At 62.9% G+C, this 17,623-nt stretch carries 16 protein-coding genes and 1 pseudogene; 3 read left to right on the forward strand and 14 right to left on the reverse strand.

The annotated features are described in order from the left end of the window. Window positions 1-151 precede the first annotated feature (151 nt). Both AC1DXU_RS12555 and AC1DXU_RS12560 read left to right on the forward strand, forming a co-directional pair. On the forward strand, window positions 152-2,284 hold the full coding sequence (locus AC1DXU_RS12555; protein ID WP_477368755.1) for an adenylate/guanylate cyclase domain-containing protein: 2,133 nt from the start codon (window positions 152-154) through the stop codon (window positions 2,282-2,284). A 108-nt stretch (window positions 2,285-2,392) separates the two neighbouring features. Continuing rightward, window positions 2,393-2,605, forward strand: a pseudogene (locus AC1DXU_RS12560) (OmpA family protein); the annotation flags it as partial. A 78-nt stretch (window positions 2,606-2,683) separates the two neighbouring features. On the opposite strand, the gene AC1DXU_RS12565 reads toward AC1DXU_RS12560, so the two are convergent. From AC1DXU_RS12565 to AC1DXU_RS12580, 4 genes are all read right to left on the reverse strand, one after another. Further along, window positions 2,684-3,478 carry a bestrophin-like domain gene (locus tag AC1DXU_RS12565; RefSeq protein ID WP_477368757.1) on the reverse strand — a complete coding sequence of 265 codons (795 nt, stop codon included), beginning with the start codon at window positions 3,476-3,478 and terminating at the stop codon, window positions 2,684-2,686. A 136-nt stretch (window positions 3,479-3,614) separates the two neighbouring features. Beyond that, a complete protein-coding gene (locus AC1DXU_RS12570) occupies window positions 3,615-4,136 on the reverse strand; it encodes a DUF5943 domain-containing protein (RefSeq protein ID WP_477368759.1) in 522 nt (173 codons plus the stop codon). 8 nt (window positions 4,137-4,144) lie between these two features. Beyond that, window positions 4,145-5,419, reverse strand: a complete 1,275-nt coding sequence (locus tag AC1DXU_RS12575; RefSeq protein WP_477368761.1) for a metal-dependent hydrolase family protein — start codon at window positions 5,417-5,419, stop codon at window positions 4,145-4,147. A gap of 27 nt (window positions 5,420-5,446) precedes the next feature. Further along, on the reverse strand, window positions 5,447-6,280 hold the full coding sequence (locus AC1DXU_RS12580) for a fumarylacetoacetate hydrolase family protein (RefSeq protein WP_477368763.1): 834 nt from the start codon (window positions 6,278-6,280) through the stop codon (window positions 5,447-5,449). 196 nt (window positions 6,281-6,476) lie between these two features. Between AC1DXU_RS12580 and AC1DXU_RS12585 the strand changes: the two genes are divergently transcribed. After that, a complete protein-coding gene (locus AC1DXU_RS12585; RefSeq protein WP_477368765.1) occupies window positions 6,477-7,178 on the forward strand; it encodes a GntR family transcriptional regulator in 702 nt (233 codons plus the stop codon). 76 nt (window positions 7,179-7,254) lie between these two features. Here the strand turns inward: AC1DXU_RS12585 and AC1DXU_RS12590 are convergent, their stop codons facing one another. The 10 genes from AC1DXU_RS12590 to AC1DXU_RS12635 form a co-directional block, all read right to left on the reverse strand. Further along, the gene (locus AC1DXU_RS12590; protein WP_477368767.1) at window positions 7,255-8,301 is read right to left on the reverse strand and encodes an extracellular solute-binding protein; all 1,047 of its coding nucleotides are present in this window, start codon (window positions 8,299-8,301) and stop codon (window positions 7,255-7,257) included. 91 nt (window positions 8,302-8,392) lie between these two features. Continuing rightward, complete coding sequence (locus AC1DXU_RS12595) at window positions 8,393-9,196, reverse strand: ABC transporter permease (RefSeq protein ID WP_477368769.1); 804 nt, start codon at window positions 9,194-9,196, stop codon at window positions 8,393-8,395. Next, window positions 9,193-10,062 carry an ABC transporter permease gene (locus tag AC1DXU_RS12600; protein WP_477368771.1) on the reverse strand — a complete coding sequence of 290 codons (870 nt, stop codon included), beginning with the start codon at window positions 10,060-10,062 and terminating at the stop codon, window positions 9,193-9,195. The genes AC1DXU_RS12595 and AC1DXU_RS12600 overlap by 4 nt, the downstream gene beginning before the upstream one ends. 1 nt (window position 10,063) lies before the next feature. Beyond that, entirely contained in the window at window positions 10,064-11,062 is a 999-nt protein-coding gene (locus AC1DXU_RS12605) for an ABC transporter ATP-binding protein (RefSeq protein ID WP_477368773.1), read from the reverse strand. Window positions 11,063-11,240: 178 nt separating this feature from the next. After that, window positions 11,241-12,332, reverse strand: a complete 1,092-nt coding sequence (locus AC1DXU_RS12610; protein WP_477368775.1) for an ABC transporter ATP-binding protein — start codon at window positions 12,330-12,332, stop codon at window positions 11,241-11,243. A 4-nt stretch (window positions 12,333-12,336) separates the two neighbouring features. Next, window positions 12,337-13,266: an ROK family protein gene (locus AC1DXU_RS12615; RefSeq protein WP_477368777.1), complete on the reverse strand. Its 930-nt coding sequence runs from the start codon at window positions 13,264-13,266 to the stop codon at window positions 12,337-12,339. Next, window positions 13,266-14,309: an SIS domain-containing protein gene (locus AC1DXU_RS12620; RefSeq protein ID WP_477368779.1), complete on the reverse strand. Its 1,044-nt coding sequence runs from the start codon at window positions 14,307-14,309 to the stop codon at window positions 13,266-13,268. Before AC1DXU_RS12620 ends, AC1DXU_RS12615 begins: the two co-directional genes overlap by 1 nt. 67 nt (window positions 14,310-14,376) lie before the next feature. Further along, window positions 14,377-15,243: a carbohydrate ABC transporter permease gene (locus AC1DXU_RS12625; protein ID WP_477368781.1), complete on the reverse strand. Its 867-nt coding sequence runs from the start codon at window positions 15,241-15,243 to the stop codon at window positions 14,377-14,379. An 8-nt stretch (window positions 15,244-15,251) separates the two neighbouring features. After that, window positions 15,252-16,139: a carbohydrate ABC transporter permease gene (locus AC1DXU_RS12630; protein WP_477368783.1), complete on the reverse strand. Its 888-nt coding sequence runs from the start codon at window positions 16,137-16,139 to the stop codon at window positions 15,252-15,254. A 98-nt stretch (window positions 16,140-16,237) separates the two neighbouring features. Beyond that, entirely contained in the window at window positions 16,238-17,506 is a 1,269-nt protein-coding gene (locus AC1DXU_RS12635; RefSeq protein WP_477368785.1) for an ABC transporter substrate-binding protein, read from the reverse strand. Window positions 17,507-17,623: the final 117 nt, after the last annotated feature.

A 17,623-nucleotide genomic window follows, 5' to 3' on the forward strand; every position in this document is an offset into this window, starting at 1 on the left:
ACAACGCATTCCCGCACACGTCTCGCCGTAAATTTGGTATGCATATGCGAGGGAGAGGGGAAACAGATGAAACACGATCCAGGCTTGCCGTCCGGCGCGACGCCGACGCTCCTGTTTCCGAAGACCTGATGCAAAAGCAAAGTAAGATCTCATGTCTTCTTCAGATGTGACCGGCTCATCCAGCCCCGCGGGCTGGGGCTTGGCCGCAAAGCTGTTTACAACCCTCGTCCTTCTTGGCGCGATCGCGGTCATGGTCACCGGGGCGCTCGGTTACTTCCGCGCCCGCGACGCTCTCGAAAAAGCAGTCTTCGACCAACTTACTGCCGCCCGTCAGAACAAGACGCGCCAGGTTGAAAACTACTTCCGCACGATCCAGGCGGAACTGCGCCTGCTTGCCACTTCCAAGATGGTGGTCGATGCGACACGCGAGTTCCGGACCGCGGTCGACCAACTCGACCGGGCAGGCGCGCCGCCTGAGCTGCGGCAGAAGGTCGGCGATTGGTACGCTGATAACTTCATCCCCGGAATGAGGCGCACCCTGGGCACGGAACCAGCCCTGTCGGACTACCTGCCGGTCAGTGCTGCCCCCTACTATCTGCAGTATCACTACATTGTGGACAATCCCAACCCGGCGGAGCGGCGCAAGCTTCTCGACGACGCCGGCGACGGAAGCGAATACTCCAGGCTGCATGCCATATATCATCCATTGATGCGCACTGCGGCTACCACGGTCGGCTTTTTCGATCTCATGATTGCCGATCCCAAATCGGGTCGCCTGATCTATACGGTCGAGAAGCAGGTGGATTTCACCACGTCTCTTCAGTTGGGACCGTACCGCAGCGCCAACGTCGCGGCCGCCGTCGCCCGCTGCTCGCAGGTCGCAGACCCGTCAGCCATCTGCCTCGTAGATTTCGCCTCATATGCGCCATCAGGCGGCGCGCCGATCGCCTTCATGGCAGCACCGGTGATTGCCCAGGGCGTCGTCATCGGCGTGCTGGTCGCGAAACTGTCGAATGATGAGATCGACAACGTCGTCACCGGTAACCGCCGCTGGCGGCAGGAAGGGTTCGGCGACACGGGTGGGGCCTATCTCGTCGGACCCGACTATCAGGCGCGCTCTGGCCCGCGGGCGTTCTACGAGAACCGGGACAGCTTCTTCGCCGATCTCAAGTCCGTCGGCGCCTCGGAAGAGGAGATCGCCGCCATTCAGCGCTACGGGACACCAGTGCTGCATCAGCGCATCGACACCAAGGCCTCCCGTGCCGCGCTCGCCGGTGTCGAAGGCACGGGCGAGATTATCGGATACCGTGGCGTCCCGACGCTTGCTTCATGGGGACCGCTTGCGATTTCCGATCTCAAGTGGGCTCTCGTGGCCAAGATCGACAGCGCCGAGGCCTTCGCACCGATCGCCGAACTCCGCCGGGATCTGTTGCTTGTCGGAGGACTGGCGATGCTCGTGGTCGCCGCCACCGCCGCCTGGCTTTCGCGCGCGCTGCTCGGACCGCTCCGCGATCTCACTGCCGGGGTGAAACGCTTCTCTGCTGGTGACTATGCGACCAGCGTGCCGGTCCGCACGCGCGACGAGATTGGCGAGCTCTGCTCGGCCTTCAATGGCATGGTTAAGGATCTGCGCCAGAAGAATGTCGTGATCGAGACGAAGAACCGCGAGAACGAGCAGCTGCTGCTCAATGTCCTGCCGGCACCGATCGCCAATCGGCTGCGCGCTGGCGAGGAGAGGATCGCCGACGGCTTCGCCGAGGTCACGGTCGCCTTCGCAGACCTGGTCGGGTTCACGGCACTGACATCGGAAATGCCGCCGCATGATGTCGTGATGCTTCTCAACGGACTCTTCACGCGCTTCGACGTTGCCGCCAATGATCTCGGCATCGAGAAGATCAAGACGGTGGGCGACTCCTATATGGCGGTGTGCGGCCTACCCGTGCCGGTGGCCAACCACGCCGAGCGCATGGTCCGCATGGCCATCCGCATGGTCCACATTACCCGCGAGCACGCGATGGAACACAACGTCTCGATGAAGCTCAGGGTTGGCGTCAACAGCGGGCCAGTGGTCGCCGGCGTCATTGGGAAGAGTAAGTACATCTATGATTTATGGGGTGACACAGTGAACCTGGCGAGCCGCATGGAGTCTGGTGGGGTGCCCGACTCTATTCAGGTGACGCGCCCCGTCTACGAACAGCTCAAGAACCAATTCGTCTTCGAGCCGCGCGGCGCTATCGAAATCAAAGGCAAGGGAAAAGTGGAAGCCTGGGTGTTGAGATTTTAGTCGCGGGGCAGCTCCGATGGCGTTCATGCGTGCAATGAGCCGATCCAAGATCAAGGCCATAAATGGCAAAGTGGCTGCTTTTGAGGACGCGGCGGAAATGTTGCCGACGCCGACGATCCCGGCGCAAGTGAAACGGCGCTGTCGCAGAAGCGCGCCGATGCGGTGATGGACTACCTCGCCGCCGGCGGCATAGACCGCAACCGCATGTGGGCCAAGGGCTACGGCAAGGACAGGCTCGTCCGCGACTGCCCCGACACCGGCTGCAGGTCGCAGAACCGCCGCGTTGTGTCTAATTTGCGCGATGAGAGGGACGACTCGTAGGGGCTGCTGTTTTGCTTGTCACCAAATCAGAGTCACACAACGCGACGGAATTTACCCGTCTCTGCACTCCTGCCTGTATCATCCGCCGCCGCCCGCTTGGGCTTCCGGCATAATTTGCAGCAACGGTTGCGGCGATACTGCGATCTCTCCCGTGAAGGGCCGGTCGTGGGCGAGAATCAAGAGAACGGATGCCGCTACGCCGGTCGCAAAACTTCCAAGAGCGATCGCCGATGCCAGTCGGTTATCACTATGTACGACCGCGATCGCGAGAAGAGCACAGAAGGCTTGCAGGATCATGCAAGCCCACTTCGTGGGGTTGACTTGTGCGGAGCTGACGAGAATCCGTTGGCGACGCGCCTCGAAGGCGTCTTCAAGCCACCTCGTAATCTCGCGCTGCGCGATCTCCTGGCCGGGATTGCTTGGCGTCAAAGCCAGCGTCGTCCGCAGCGCCTCGTTAAGCGCCGGCGGGATTATGGTGAGGGTCGCCGCGCTCTCGGCCATCAGCGGCCACTCCTGGCTCGTCGTTTCCTCGATATAGCTGCGCACCAGCGTCCGTAGGCGCGCCTCGGGCTCCACGGGAAAGCTGCTCGCCAGAACCACGACCGACCGCAGCGCACTGGCCTCGCGATTGACTGCCGCATTGGCGCGATCGTTGTCGCTCCAGACTTGAGCCGCGGTGAACGCCACAAACAGGCCAAAGATGATACCGAGCGGCGGCAACATGCCAGGCGAAAGCGCCTTGAATGACCGCGCCGTGGAGCCCGCAGACAGAGCAGCGATGACTTGGTGCAAGATGAACGCGACGATATAGGTGGCCCCGAACACCACGAGAGCCATCCAAGCGAGTGGAAGAGTATGCAACCAGCCGCTCATGGTAGCGCCTGCCCTATTCCGAGAATTCGTCGTCAGGCGTTTGTAAGGCCGTCGTTCCACTCGTGGCAATGCCACAGTGTTCCATCGTATCGACAAAACTCTCTGCACGGGTGCAATCGGCTGACAACCGGCGTGCTTACGCCAAGAAATCGAACCGGCAATGGTCATGCCGGCCATCGCAAGCGCAATAGGTCTCCTCACAGTCGACTGCCGTCGGGTCCGCAAGGCCGAGCAGGAATGCGAAGGCGCCGGTGACAAAACCTTCGAACATATGGCAGGCGCGCTGTCCGCGCTGCTGCCCCGCCTCCAGAGCGAAGATCGAATTCCTCAGGCTGATGCTGCCGCGACGGCCGGCTACATCCAGTTCATCGATCGAGAACAGGCCCCAGCCGCGCTGCGACAGGCGCTGGAAATAGTGGCGGAAGGTCGCCTCGCGATCGAGGCCCTTGTCGCGCAGCTGCGCCTCGCACCATTCGACGGCGGATTTTGCGGTCGCTGGCCGCAGGACGGCGCGATAGGCGTCGCGGCCGAGGGCTGCCTCGACCGCGAGATGGTTGTTCACCAGGAAATGCCTGGGCAGATAGACCATCGGCAGCCCATCGGTCCGCCAGATGCCGGTGGTGTCATCGACATCGATCGGAACCGCCGGACTGGTCATGTATGCCCTCAGGCAGCCTGCCGCTGCGCTGCGACCGTCGCCGACTGGTCCTTGTAGAACTCGCCGTCCTTCATGATGACGATGAGGTTCTTCTCATGCACCATCATGTCGAGGTCCTTCAGCGGGTCGCCATTGACCAGCAGAAGATCGGCGATGAAGCCTTCCTTGACCATGCCGAGTTCGCCGCCAAGGCCCATCACCTGGCCGCCGAGCCGCGTGCCGCACTGCAGCGCTTCGCTCGGCGAATAGCCGAGCAGGTCGACGAAATGCTTGAGGTCGCGCGCATTGGTGCCTTGCGGCGTCTGAGCGAAACCATAGTCGCCGCCGATCAGCGCGCGCACGCCGCGCTTGCGCAATTCGGTGTAGACCTTACGGCTGTCGTCGAGGATGCGCTGCATGCCGAACTTGACCGCCATCTCATGGGTGAAGCCGAAGGGTTCGCCCTCGTAGAGCGTGCCGTAGATGATGCCGATGGCCGGACCGACGAAGATGCGGTCCTTGGCCGATTCAAGCGCGTCGAGCGCTTCCTCGTCGGCGGACTCGCAATGGTAGATGACGTCGACACCGCATTTCACCGCGCGCTTGACCGAACCGGCGGCGCGGGCGTGGCAGTTGATCTTCTTGCCGAAGTCGCGCGCGACGGATACCGCCGTCATCACTTCGGCCTCGCTCATGACGGTGAGGCCGCCATGCGCCGCGGGACTGAGGTCGTCGCCGGAGATGTTGATCTTGATATTGTCGGCGCCTTCGCGGCAGCACAGCCGCACCGCCTTGGTGATCTCCTCGACACCGTCGGCGATCATGCCGAAGCTCTCGTGATACATGTGCTGCTGGCGCTCGTCGCCGAGGCCGCCGGTGACCGTGATTTCGGGGCTGCCGGCACGCATGCGCGGTCCCGGCAGACGGCCGGCGTTGATCTCGTTGCGGATGACGATGTCGAGGCGGAGCTTCGAGGTCGCGGCGCTGTAGGCGCTGGTAAAGCCGTGATCGAGCAACGTCTTGGCATTGCGCATGGTGAGCAGCAAATGCTCCTCGGGCGGGATCAGGCCGAGATCGGAATCCTTGATCGCGCCGCCGAAGGAAATATGGGCATGGCCTTCGACAAGGCCCGGCATCAGCGTCATCCCGCGGCATTCGACCGTCGTCGCGCCGTCGCCGGATAATTGCCCAGGCGTGCGCGCTATGGTGACGATGCGGCCATTGTCGACCAGCAGATCGGCCGGATAGGCATCGGCGCCGGTGCCGTCCCAGACCATGGCATTTCGGAACATCACTCTTGTCATGACATCGTCCTTTCTGAGTTCGCTGGGCTATTGATTGACGGCTTGCGCGGCGGGCATGTCGTCGGCAACGACATTGGACAATATACCGACGCCTTCCAGTTCCACCTCGCAAATGTCGCCATGCTTCATGAACACCTGCGGCTTGCGCGCCATGCCGACGCCGGACGGTGTACCGGTGACGAGAATGTCGCCGGGCTCGAGCGTGATCGCCTCGCTGATGATCGAGATCAGCGAGGTGACATCGAAGATCATGTCGCTGGTCGACGCGTTCTGGACGATCTGGCCGTTGAGGCGTGTCTGGATGCGCAGACCCTTGCCGCCCGGCGGCAATTCGTCGGCGGTGACGAAGACCGGCCCGAAGGCGCCGGTGCCGTCGAAATTCTTGCCGACCGTCCATTGCGGCGACTTGGTCTGGAAATCGCGGATCGAAGCGTCGTTGAAGATGGAATAGCCGGCGACGTGTTCCAGCGCACGGCTGCGGGCGATGTGGCGGCCGGCCTTGCCGATCACGGCGACCATCTCGCCTTCATAGTCGAGCTGGATCGACGCTTCGGGGCGCCGGATCGCCGCGCCATGCCCGATCAGGCTGGTCGAGAAGCGCGCGAACAGAGTGGGATAGGATGGCGGCACAAAGCCGCTCTCGATCGAATGGTCGACATAGTTCAGGCCGACGCAGATGATCTTGCCGGGAGCCGGGATCGGCGGCAGCCACTCGACGGTTTTCGGATCGATCCGCCGCCCGCGGGCCAGTCGCTCGCCCGCCGCCTGCAGCGCCTGGCTGCCTTCGGCGATCAGTTCCTCCAGCCGTCCGGGGAACATCGCTTCGCTTTCGTCGATGCCGCGGAACTCAGCTTCTGGCAATGCGATCGCCAGTCCGGGCCCCCTCGGTGATTTATAGGCTGCAAATCGCACTGGCCACATCCTCGCTGGTGAAGGCTGGACTTTGTTGAGAAATTATATATCTGTCAACAGAGAATATATTATTTTGCATTCTGATTTCCGGCTGAGATAATGTATCAAGGCTTCTCGATGGACGGATTCGGCCGCAGGCAAGCGAATGGCTAGGGAAGGCTCGATCAATCTCACCCAGGGCGCGTATGAGGATCTGCGCGCCGACCTTCTGTCGTGCCGGATCGAGCCGGGCAGCCGGCTGAAAGTCCAGGAACTGTGCGACAGGCTGTCGGTCAGCCTCGGCGCCATCCGCGAGGCCTTGTCGCGCCTGACCTCGGAAGGTCTTGTCGTGGCCGAGCCGCAACGCGGCTTTCGTGCTGCACCGATCTCGGCCGAGGATCTGCTCGACCTCACCAAGACGCGCATCCAGATCGAGACTTTGTGCATCCGCCGCGCCATCGAGGTCGGCGATGTCGCCTGGGAATCGCAGCTGGTTGCAGCGCTGCACCGGCTGTCGCGCACGCCCGAACATACCCCTGATGACCCGGTGCATTCGAGCGACGAATGGGCGCTCGCGCACGCCGCGTTCCACAAGGCGCTGGTCGGCGGCTGCGACAGCCGCTGGCTGTTGCGCCTGCGCGACCAGCTTTACGACCAGAGCGAGCGCTACCGCCGCCGTTCGGTCTCGCTGGCGCCCAATGCCCGCAACATCAGCAAGGAGCATCAGGACCTCGCCGCTGCGGTGCTCGACCGCGATGCCGACAAGGCAGCCGCGCTGCTGGCGGCGCATCTGGCTGTCACCACCGACATCCTGCTCGCTGCCGAGGCCAACGAAGTGCCGGCTCGAAAGACGACGATCCGCGCGTAGCGCCCCATTTTGAATTCCCTTCTGTCCAAACGAAAACGCCGCCCGCGTGGACGGACGGCGTCTTCCTGAAAGCGGCCTACTGGCGCAGATTGGTCCAGATCCGGTCATAGGCGCGGATCGCCTTCTCGTCGCAGGACGGCGCAAACGAGATCTTCAGATCGGCCGGCGGATTGAACTCGGGTGAGTCGCCAATGTCCGGCGACAGGTACTTGTTCGACCCGGCGATGGCGCTCTGGTAGCCGGTGTATTTCTGCTGCAGCGCGATGTTTTGCGGATCCATCAGGAAGTTCAGGAACTTCTTGGCGTTGTCGACATTGGGTGCCGTCGAAGGCACGGCGACATTGTCCATCCAGCCGACGACGCCCTCTTTGGGATAGACATATTTGACCGTCGATTTCTGCTGCCGCGTCGCCAGCGCCTTGCCCGACCATTGCTCGTGCATCACCGTCTCGCCGGCGACCTGGCGCTCGACGATGCCGTCGGAATTGTAGACTTTCACAAAGGGTTTCTGCGCCTCGAGCAAGGCATCGAGTTCCTTGAGGTCGGCCGGATTGCTGTTGCATTGGTCCTTGCCGAGATAGACGAGCGCCAGCGACATCACCTCGGTCGGCGAGCCGAACATGCCGACCTTGCCCTTGAGTTCCGCCGGCGGATCGAACAGCGGCTTCAGGCTGTCGGTCGGGCCCTTGTAGACGGCGGTGTCGACCGAATAGGAGGTGGTGCCCCATACCCATGGCACGGTGTATTTCGCATCCGGGTCCCAGGGCCGGTGCTGCCACTTCGGATCGACGTTCTTGAAATTCGGCATCGCCCCGGCATCGACCTGCTGGAACAGGTTCTGCTTGACGAAGATCGGCACGAAGTCGTTGCTGATGATCATCACGTCGTAGCCGGCGGCGCCCGAACTTAGCTTGGCGAGCGCGGTTTCGTTGGAATCGTAGGTATCGATGGTGACCTTGATCCCGGTCTCCGCCTCGAATTTCTTGATCATCTCGTCGGAGGTGTAGTCGGTCCAGTTGTAGATGTGCAGTTCGCCGGCATCGGCGAGCGCGGTGGTGGTGATTGCGCCGAGCATGGCGGCAGCAAGCGCTAGTCCTGAAAATCCTTCTTTCCATTTGGTCACTGTCGTTCTCCTCTGGTCTGTTTTCTTGTTTTGGCTTCTTGTTCGACCGTGATCTTTTCCGAAAACCGGTTCCTACTTTTCGGGATCATGGTTAGGCAAATCTGTTGCGTCGTCCGACGAGCAGGGCTGCGGCGACGAAGATGATGGAAACGGCAAGCAGGATGGTGGAGATGGCGTTGACCTCGGGCGTCACGCCGAGCCGCATCATGCCGTAGATGTAGACCGGCAAGGTGGTGGAGCCGGCGCTCGACACCATCATCGAGATCAGGAAATCATCGAGCGAAACGACGAAGGCCATGATGGCGCCGGCCGAAATCGCCGGGATCAGCAAGGGCAGCGTGACGCGGCGAAACAGCCGCCATTCGTCCGCATAGAGATCACGGCCCGCCTCCTCCAGCGTGCCGCCCATATCGCGCAGCCGCGCCTGGATCGGCAGCAGCGCGAACGGGATACAGAACACGGTGTGGGCGATCATCAGATTGATCAGCCCGTGATGCATGCCGAGCCCGGAAAAGAAGATCAGCGTGGTGATCGCCACAACGATTTCCGGCACCACCAGCGGCATGGCGATCATCGCCGTCACCGCGCCGCGTCCAAAGGCAAGCCGGCCGCGCTCCAGCGCCAGTGCGCCAGCCGTAGCGACGGCCGTCGAGGCGATGGTGGCGACGATGGCGATGACCACGCTGTTGTAGGCGGCGTCGCGGATGGAGCTGTTGTTGGCGACTGCCGCGAACCATTTGAAGCTGAAGCCGGCCCACACGGTGACCAGTCGGCTCGAGTTGAAGGCATAGACCACCAGGATCAGCAGCGGCGCGTAGAAGAAGACGAAGATGGCGGCGGTGTAGACCGATAGGCCGGGTGTGTGCCGCCAGTCGAAGGGTTTTGCGCCGGTCATCGCCGGTCCTCCTGTACCCTGCGGGAACGGATGACGAAGACGGTGAGCACGACGACGGTCACCACCGTCGAAAGGGCCGCGCCAAACGGCCAGTTGCGCGAGGAGGTGAACTGCATCTGGATCAGGCTGCCGATCAGCAGCTTCTTGCCGCCGCCGAGCAGGTCGGGCGCCAGGAACGAGCCCAGCGCCGGCGCAAATACAAGCGTGGCGCCGGCGAGCGCGCCGGGCCTTGCCAGCGGCCAGACGATGCGCCGGAAGACGGCGGCGCGGCTGGCGTAGAGATCATGCGCGGCCTCGATCAGCCGCGGGTCGATGCGCTCCAGCGTCGAATAGATCGGCAGCACCATGAAAGGCAGGAAGGTGTAGACGAGGCCGAGCAGGATCGACCCGTCATTATAGAGCAGCGGCAGCGGATCGGAGATGATGCCGGCATGGCGCAGCGCACCATTCGCCAGCCCCTCATCGCGCAGGATCAGGATCCAGCAATAGGTGCGGATCAGCGTGTTGATCCAGAACGGCAGCGTCACCGCGAACAAAAGGATCCGCCGCCGCTCGGGTGTCTGGCAGACAATGTACCAGGCAACCGGCAGGCCAAGCACGAGGCAGATCAAGGTGGTGGCGATGGCGAGATAGATGGAGCGCAGGATGATCAGCGCGTAGCTCGGCGAAAACACTAGGCTGTCGTCGAAATCGCGTTGGTAGAGGAACTGCAGATAGGCGTCGAAGGTCGCAGGCTGGGTGACGCCGCCATAGGGATTGGCGGTCATGAAGGAATAGCCGACCGCCAGCAGCAGCGGCAGCACCATGAAGATGCCGATGACCAGCATGGCGGGCGCAATCAGGAGCCAGGTGCGGTTCGGACCCATCTCAGTTCGCCAGCTCGCGTTCGAGGTGCCGTGCCCAGTCGACGACGACCCTGTCGCCTGTCGCGAGCGCGGCGCCGCCGCGCGAGCGCGAGTGCAATTTTGCCCCCTCCTCCAGCACGACCTCATAGAGTGTGTCGGAGCCGAGGAAAGTGATAGTGGAGACCGCACCCGTGGCGTGCCCCCTGGTGCCGTCCGATGCTGGCGACACCACGATATGTTCGGGCCGCACGACAATCGTCTTTGCCGGATCGCGACCGAGGGCTGCGCCCGGCAGCAGATTGGACTCGCCGATGAAGTCGGCAACAAAACGGTCCTGCGGATTGTCGTAGATGTCGCGCGGCGTGCCGACCTGCAGCACGTCGCCGCTGCGCATCACCGCGATGCGGTCGGACATGGCCAGCGCCTCTTCCTGGTCGTGCGTGACCAGCACGAAGGTGATGCCGGTGTCGCGCTGCAGCCGCTTCAACTCGCTCTGCATGCCCTTGCGCAGTTTAAGGTCGAGCGCCGACAGAGGCTCGTCTAGCAGCAGCACGCTGGGCTTGGGGGCAAGCGCGCGCGCAACCGCGACGCGCTGCTGCTGGCCACCCGACAATTGCGCCGGGCGCCGCGTGGCGAAGCCTTCGAGACGCACCATTTCCAGCGCTTCCTTGACGCGCTCGTCGATCAGCGCTTTCGGCGCGTTCTGCATTTGCAGCCCGAACGCGACATTCTCGGCCACGCTCATATGCGGAAACAGCGCGTAGCTCTGGAACACTGTGTTGACCGGCCGTTGCTGCGGCGGCAGCGCGGCGACATCATTACCGGCGATGCGGATGGTGCCCGAGCTCGGCGCTTCGAAACCGGCAATCAACCGCAGCAAGGTGGTCTTGCCGCAGCCAGACGGGCCGAGCAGCGTGAAGAATTCATTGTCCAGGATTTCGAGGCTGACGTCGTTCAGCGCATGAACGGGATCCGCTTCTTTGGTCACGAAGGACTTTGACACGCTGTGGATGTCGATCATGACCGGCACATTCCTGGGACTGCGTGGAGACGGCCCTGCGGGCCATCACGGCCGTCTGGCGCCGTATCTGAAAATTCGCTCCAAAATTATATTTGTCAACGGATAATATATTGTTTTTGCATTTCGACACGCGAAAGTGTGGCGGACCCATTTAGGCCTGTGTCGGAGCCTTCGCGTTTCAGAGCACCTTGCCGCCCTCGGGATCGAGCAAATGCATATGGGCCATGGCGAGCGACAGCGTCGTCATCTCACCCGGCTTCGGCGCCGATGCCGGATCGATCCGGGCTGTCACCTCGTGGCCGGCGATCAGCACATGCAGCAGCGTTTCCATGCCCATCGGCTCGACCACCTCGACCGGCGCCTTGATGTCGACGATGTCGGGCCGTTCGCGCCGCTCGGTGATGTGTTCCGGACGCAGGCCGAATTCGAGCTCGCGGCCGGCATGGCCGGCATAGCGCACGGTGCGGGCAGCCGGAACGGCGAGTTCGGTGCCGTCGGCGAGCACGACCGCGAGCCGGTCGCCGCGCGCCTCCAGGCGGCACTTGAAGAAGTTCATGCCGGGGCTGCCGATGAAGCCGGCGACGAAGCGGCTGGCCGGCTCATGATAGAGGTCGTTGGGCGGTCCGATCTGTTCGATGCGCCCCTTGTTCATCACCACCACGCGGTCGGCCAGCGTCATCGCCTCGATCTGGTCATGCGTGACATAGACGGTGGTGGTGGCGACCATCTGGTGCAGTTTCTTGATCTCGGCGCGCATCTTCACCCTGAGCTTGGCGTCGAGGTTGGAAAGCGGCTCGTCGAACAGGAAGACTTTCGGCTCGCGCACCATTGCGCGGCCCATCGCCACGCGCTGGCGCTGACCGCCGGAGAGCTGATGCGGCTTGCGCTGCAAAAGCTCACTGAGATCGAGTATGTCGCCGACGCGCGCGATGCGCCGCGACACTTCCGCATCCGGCACTTTGCGGATGCGCAGGCCAAAAGCCATGTTCTGCGCCACCGTCATCTGCGGGTAGAGCGCGTAGCTCTGGAACACCATGGCGATGTCGCGATCCCGCGCCTGGACTTCGTTGACCAGCCTGCCGCCGATGTGGATCTCACCGCCGCTCGGCCGTTCCAGGCCGGCAACCATGCGCAGCGTCGTCGACTTGCCGCAGCCGGACGGTCCGACAAGAACGACGAACTCACCCTTGGTGATGTCGAGATCAATGTCGTGCACGACCTTGAGGTTCTGAAAACTCTTCGAGACCTTGCGCAGTTCAACATCCGCCATGGCGCTATTCCTTTGCCGTGGGCGCGAACATGTCGAGGGCGAGCGCCGCGGCGCCAATCACCCCGGCATCGTTGCCGTGTTCGGCGGTGACGATCACCGGCGGTCGGCCGGGTTTGTGCAGCACGAAATCCCTGACATTGCGAGCGATGCGATCGGTGAAGAACGGACCGGCCAGCGACAGGCCGCCGCCGATGATCGCCGCCTCGATGTTGAGCATGTTCGACATGATGCCGATCATCTGGCCGAGCCAGCGCGTCACCTCGTCGACGACCTGCAGCGCTATCGGCTCGCCCTGCTTGGCAAGATCGCAGACGGTCTTGGCGTTGGTGGCGTCGGTGTCCGGCTTGAGCTGTCGGTAGCGATTGACCAGGGCACGCGCGCTGGCCAGGTTCTCGACCATGCCCGGCACCGGATCGGCGATGTCGGTGCGGGCCGGATCGAGCGAGATGCAGCCGAGCTGTGGCGGCAGTCCGTCCGGACCGTCGACCACCTTGCGGTCGATGACCATGGCGCCGCCAATGCCGGTGCCCAGCGTGATGAGCGCAAAGCGGGAGAAATTGCGCCCGGCGCCGTGCCGCATTTCGCCATGGGTGGCGCAGACGGCGTCGTTCCTGACGATGGCCGGGACGCCGAAGCGGATGCTGAACAGCTTTGACATCGAGCCGCGCAACAGCGCCGGGATCGCCGGGCAACGGCCGTTCAGCATGCCAGTCTCGGGATTTGGCGTGCCTGGCACGCCGATGCCGATGGCGGCGATGTCGGGAAATTCCCGCATCAGGCTCTCGGTGGCCCGGGTAACCAGATGGACGAAATCGCCGAATTCGATGTCGCGATGCACCGGCACGGTGTCCCTAGCCAGCACCTTGCCCGAGCCATCGACGGCGCCCAGCTTGACCAGGCTGCCACCGATGTCGATGCCGATCGCAATTGTCATCAGGCCTCCTTGCGGATGCGCACGTTGAGCCTCCGTCCAAGATTGGGGTAGATCATCTTGTCGGGGTCGATGCCGCGCGCGATCGCCAATTCGCAACCGTACCACTGCAGCGGAAAGGGCGCCCAGCAGCCGGCAAGCCATTGATGCTGCGGCGCGATCGGCCAGCTGACATCAAGGTCGAAACGGGTGGGATGGCCGGAGAGGTTGAGGACGGCCGCACGCGGCCCGAGCTCGGCCAATGCCTCTCCCAGATTGGCGGCGACTTTCGCCTCCGCCTCGGTCTGCGCGATTGATATCACCAGGCTGTTGACGGTCGTGCCGTAGACGTGACCGTGCAAGGCCTCCTCGGTGTCGAAGGCAGCGGTCGGCACGCCGCTGATCTCGGCGATCTTCAGCGACGCTTCGAGCGCGCTGCCAAGATGCGTCGCCTGCCCGGCAACCAGTATGTAGTCGGGAACGCCGAAGCGGGTCATCAAATCCCTGGCGGCGACAAGGCCGGTCTCCGCGGTACGATCCAGTTGCGCCGCCAGTCCCGATAGGTCGAGGCTGCGGCCGGCAAGCCTGGCGGCCACCGCCAGCACCGACATGACGGTTGCGGTATAGCCCATGGTCTTCGGGCCGACAGTTTCGGGACCGATCGGCATCACGATCACCTCGGCTCCGGCCTGGGTGATGAGGCTGTCGGCTTCGCCGGTGATGACAAGGGTTGGAAAGCCATTGGCGACCGAGAGCCGCACAGCTTCGATGGTGGTGATGCTCATGCCCGATTGCGAGGCCGCCAGCACCAGCGTGCGCTGGTTGCTGGCTTTCGGCGTCAGGCGCAGAAAAGCCTCAGGCTCCTTGGCGATCACCGAGGCACCAGTTGCCTCTTCCAGCGCATCGGCGCCTGCCAGAAGCGCGTTCATCGACGAGCCGGTGCCAAGCAGCACGATCCGCTCCGGCCGGTCGCGCAAGCAGGCAAGCCTGGCGAGATCGGCCCCGATCGCAGCGGGAAGTGCAGCCAGTGTGGCAGGCTGTCGACGGATGTAATTGCCTATCTGCATATGCCAGTTCCAGTTCGAAATTGTCGATGTCCAGGGACCGTTTCGCCCTCATCGGACGACGTCCGGCCTATTTGCTGTAGCCCTTGCTGAGACCGCTGATGAACTGCCGCGAGAACAGGGTGAACAGCAGCACGAGCGGCACCGCGCCGAGCGTCAGTGCGGCAAGGAGTGCGGGGTAGTCGTTCATGAATTGGCCGACGAATTGCTGCACGCCGAGGGTCACGGTCTGGTTCTGCTTGCTCGGAGCCAGGATCAGCGGAAACCAGAGGTCGTTCCACACCGGCAGCATGGTCAGCGCGGCCACCGCCGCGAGGCCCGGCCTGACCAGCGGCAGCACGATCCAGAAGGTGCGCAGTTCGCTAGCACCATCCATGCGGGCTGCTTCCTTGAGGTCGGTGGGAACCGTGCGGAAGTAGGTCATCATCAGCGTGACGGCGATCGGGATGCTCATGGCGGTGTAGACGAGCACCAGCGCCACCAGCGTATCCATCAGCTTCCACGCGATCATCATCTGGATGATCGGGATGGTGCCCAGCCGGATCGGCAGCATGATGCCGACGACGAACAGCCCGCTCAGCAGCGGCGCCAGCCGCACACGGTATTCGACGAGTGCAAAGGCGGCGAGCGTCGACAACGTCACGGTGAGCCCGATGGTCGTCACCGTGACAACAAGGCTGTTGCGGTAGTTGACGATGAAATTGCCGCGCGTGAAGACGCGCTTGTAGCCTTCGATGCTGAAGGTTTTTGCCGTCGGCAGGTCGAACGGCCCGCCGAAGATGGCGGGCGTCGTCTTCAGCGAATTGATGATGACTATGAGGACCGGCCCGATGGCAAGGAGGACGAAGAGGATGAGCAGCGCATGGACGACGATGCGCTCGAACGTCCACGGCTCCCCGGGTTGTCGGTGGATTGGTTGCTGGGCGACGATGCTCATCTCGCCCCCTAGACCGAATACGATTTCAGGCGGCGCTGGATCAGCCAGAAATAAATGGCTGTGACCACCAGCACCGTGGTGAAGATCACCGTCGCGACCGCGGCACCCAAATCGAGATCGGCCAGCTGTCCGCTGGAGCCAAAGAAGGTCCGGTAGAAATAGGTGCCGAGGATGTCGGTGCTGTAGTTCGGCCCGGGCGCCGAGCCGTTGAGCGCAAACACCAGATCGAAGCCGTTGAACGTCCAGATGTAGGTGAGGATGGCGATCAGCCCGAACTGCGGCGCAATCAGCGGAAACTTGATCTTCCAGAAGGTCGTCCAGGCACCGGCGCCGTCGATATTGGCGGCTTCGACCAGCTCGTTGGGGACAGCCAGCAGGGCGCTGTAGAGAAACACCATCGGGATGCCGAAATACTGCCACACCGACATCAGCGAAATCGTCGTCAGCGCCGTCGATTCCGTTCCCAGCAAGGGAAAACCGACCAGCCCCCAGAGCGGATTGATGATCAGGCGCCAGACGAAACCGACGATCACCACCGACAGCGTCGCCGGTATGAACAGCAAGGTGCGATAGATACCTTCCGACCGCCGCAGCTTGCCCGAGGTGAGCAGCGCTGCCAGCAGCAGGCCCATCGGCACTTCGACGATCAAATGGATGGCGAAATACTGCATGTTGTTGATCAGGGCGTTCCAGAAGCGGGCGCTGATGGTCGGATGGGTGAACAGGCGCTCGTAATTGGCGAAGCCGACAAAGACGTCGCCCGCGGCGCCGCTGGTCTGGAAGAAGCTCATCACGATCGAGGTCGCCAGCGGCAGCACGGCAAAGACCAGATAAACGGCCAGCGCCGGCAGCACGAACAGCAGCAGGTTTCGATAGGCGGCAACGGGAGATATCAACTGATGACCTCATGTTCACGCCGGTATGAATGGCCGGCGTGCCGGTAGGCTTGCGCATGCCCCGCCACCTGGCAAGGCATGCGCGAAGCGGAGCCGGATTACTTCTTCTGCGGTCCGTACCAGGACGCCAGCCCCGCCTGCAGCTCGGTGGCAACCTGCTGCGGCGTGACGTCCGACTTGGTGAACATCACCTGCAGCAGGCGCCAGGTCTCGTCGTCGAGCGGCGGCGTGCCGGCGCTCAGGCGGTCAAGCGCCAGGCGCGGGGTGAGCTGAGCGCCCTTTTTCAGGTCGGCGAAATCCTGCGCCAGCTTGTTCTTGTAGGTCACCGGCTTGCTGCTCATGGCAAAGAAGCCAGGAGCGGCGTTGACATAGAGTTCCTGGAACTCAGGTCCCGCTACCCAGTCGAGGAAGGTCTTGGCCGCATCCTTGTGCGTGCTCTTGGCGTTGATGCCGATGCCCATGTCAGGCATTTCCTGGAGGTAGCGCTGGTCGCCGGCCTTCGGCACCGGCGGACCGAACACGCCGACATTGAGACCGGTGGAGGCCGCCTGGTTGATGTCCCACGATCCATCGGGAAGGATCGCCGCCTTGCCCAGCGTGAACAGCTGGGTCATGTCGGCATAGTTCAGGCTCTCCTGCCCGGACGGCAGGAACGGCTTCCAGGCCTCGAAGGCGGCGATGGCGTCGACGAATTCCGGATCGGTCAGCTTCTTCTTGCCGTCGATGAGGCCGAGGCGGCCCTCCTCGCCTTTCCAGTAGGCGGGGCCGATCGAGTAGAGGCCGTTATAGGCGAGCTGCCACGATTCCGCCGAGCCATAGGCCAGCGGCGTGTAGCGGCCGTCCTTCTTGATCGCCTGCAGGACATCGATGAACTCGGCGCTGGTGGTCGGCACCTTGAGGCCCAATTCCTTGAAGATGTCGGCGTTGTAGTAGAAGCCGGCAAGGACGGCGGCGACTGGCAGGCAATAGGCCTTGTCGTCGGCGCCCGACCATGCCGCCCGCGACGTCTTGTCGAAATTCTCCAGGCCCGCCAGGCCTTCCAGGGGCTCGAAATAGCCGCGCTTGATCCATTCGCGATTGACGTCGAAGGGCCGGCAGGTGATCAGATCCGCGCCTGCCCCGCCTTCGATCTGCGACTGGACGGCGGCGTTGTATTCATTGGTGTTGATCGGCGCGAACTCGACCTTGATGTCGGGATGCTTAGCCTCGAAAGCGGGAAGGATCGCGTCCTCCCAGACCGCGATGTCTTCCGTTCGCCAGCTGTTCAGCTTGATGGTGATGGGGTCGGCATAGGCGCTGCCGACGCCGCTTGAAAACACAACGCCGAGCGCCGCTGCCAGCGGGATCGATGCACGGTTCGAACGCATTTTCTTGTTCTCCCTCAAGACGGTGCCTCGTGTGAATTCACGATTTTGCACTGTTGCCGGGGAGCATACCTTCTGATACATCTAGTGACAAGTGGTATTGTGTTGTATTTTTCCGCG

The organism is Mesorhizobium sp. P3_A10 (genome assembly GCF_056403175.1).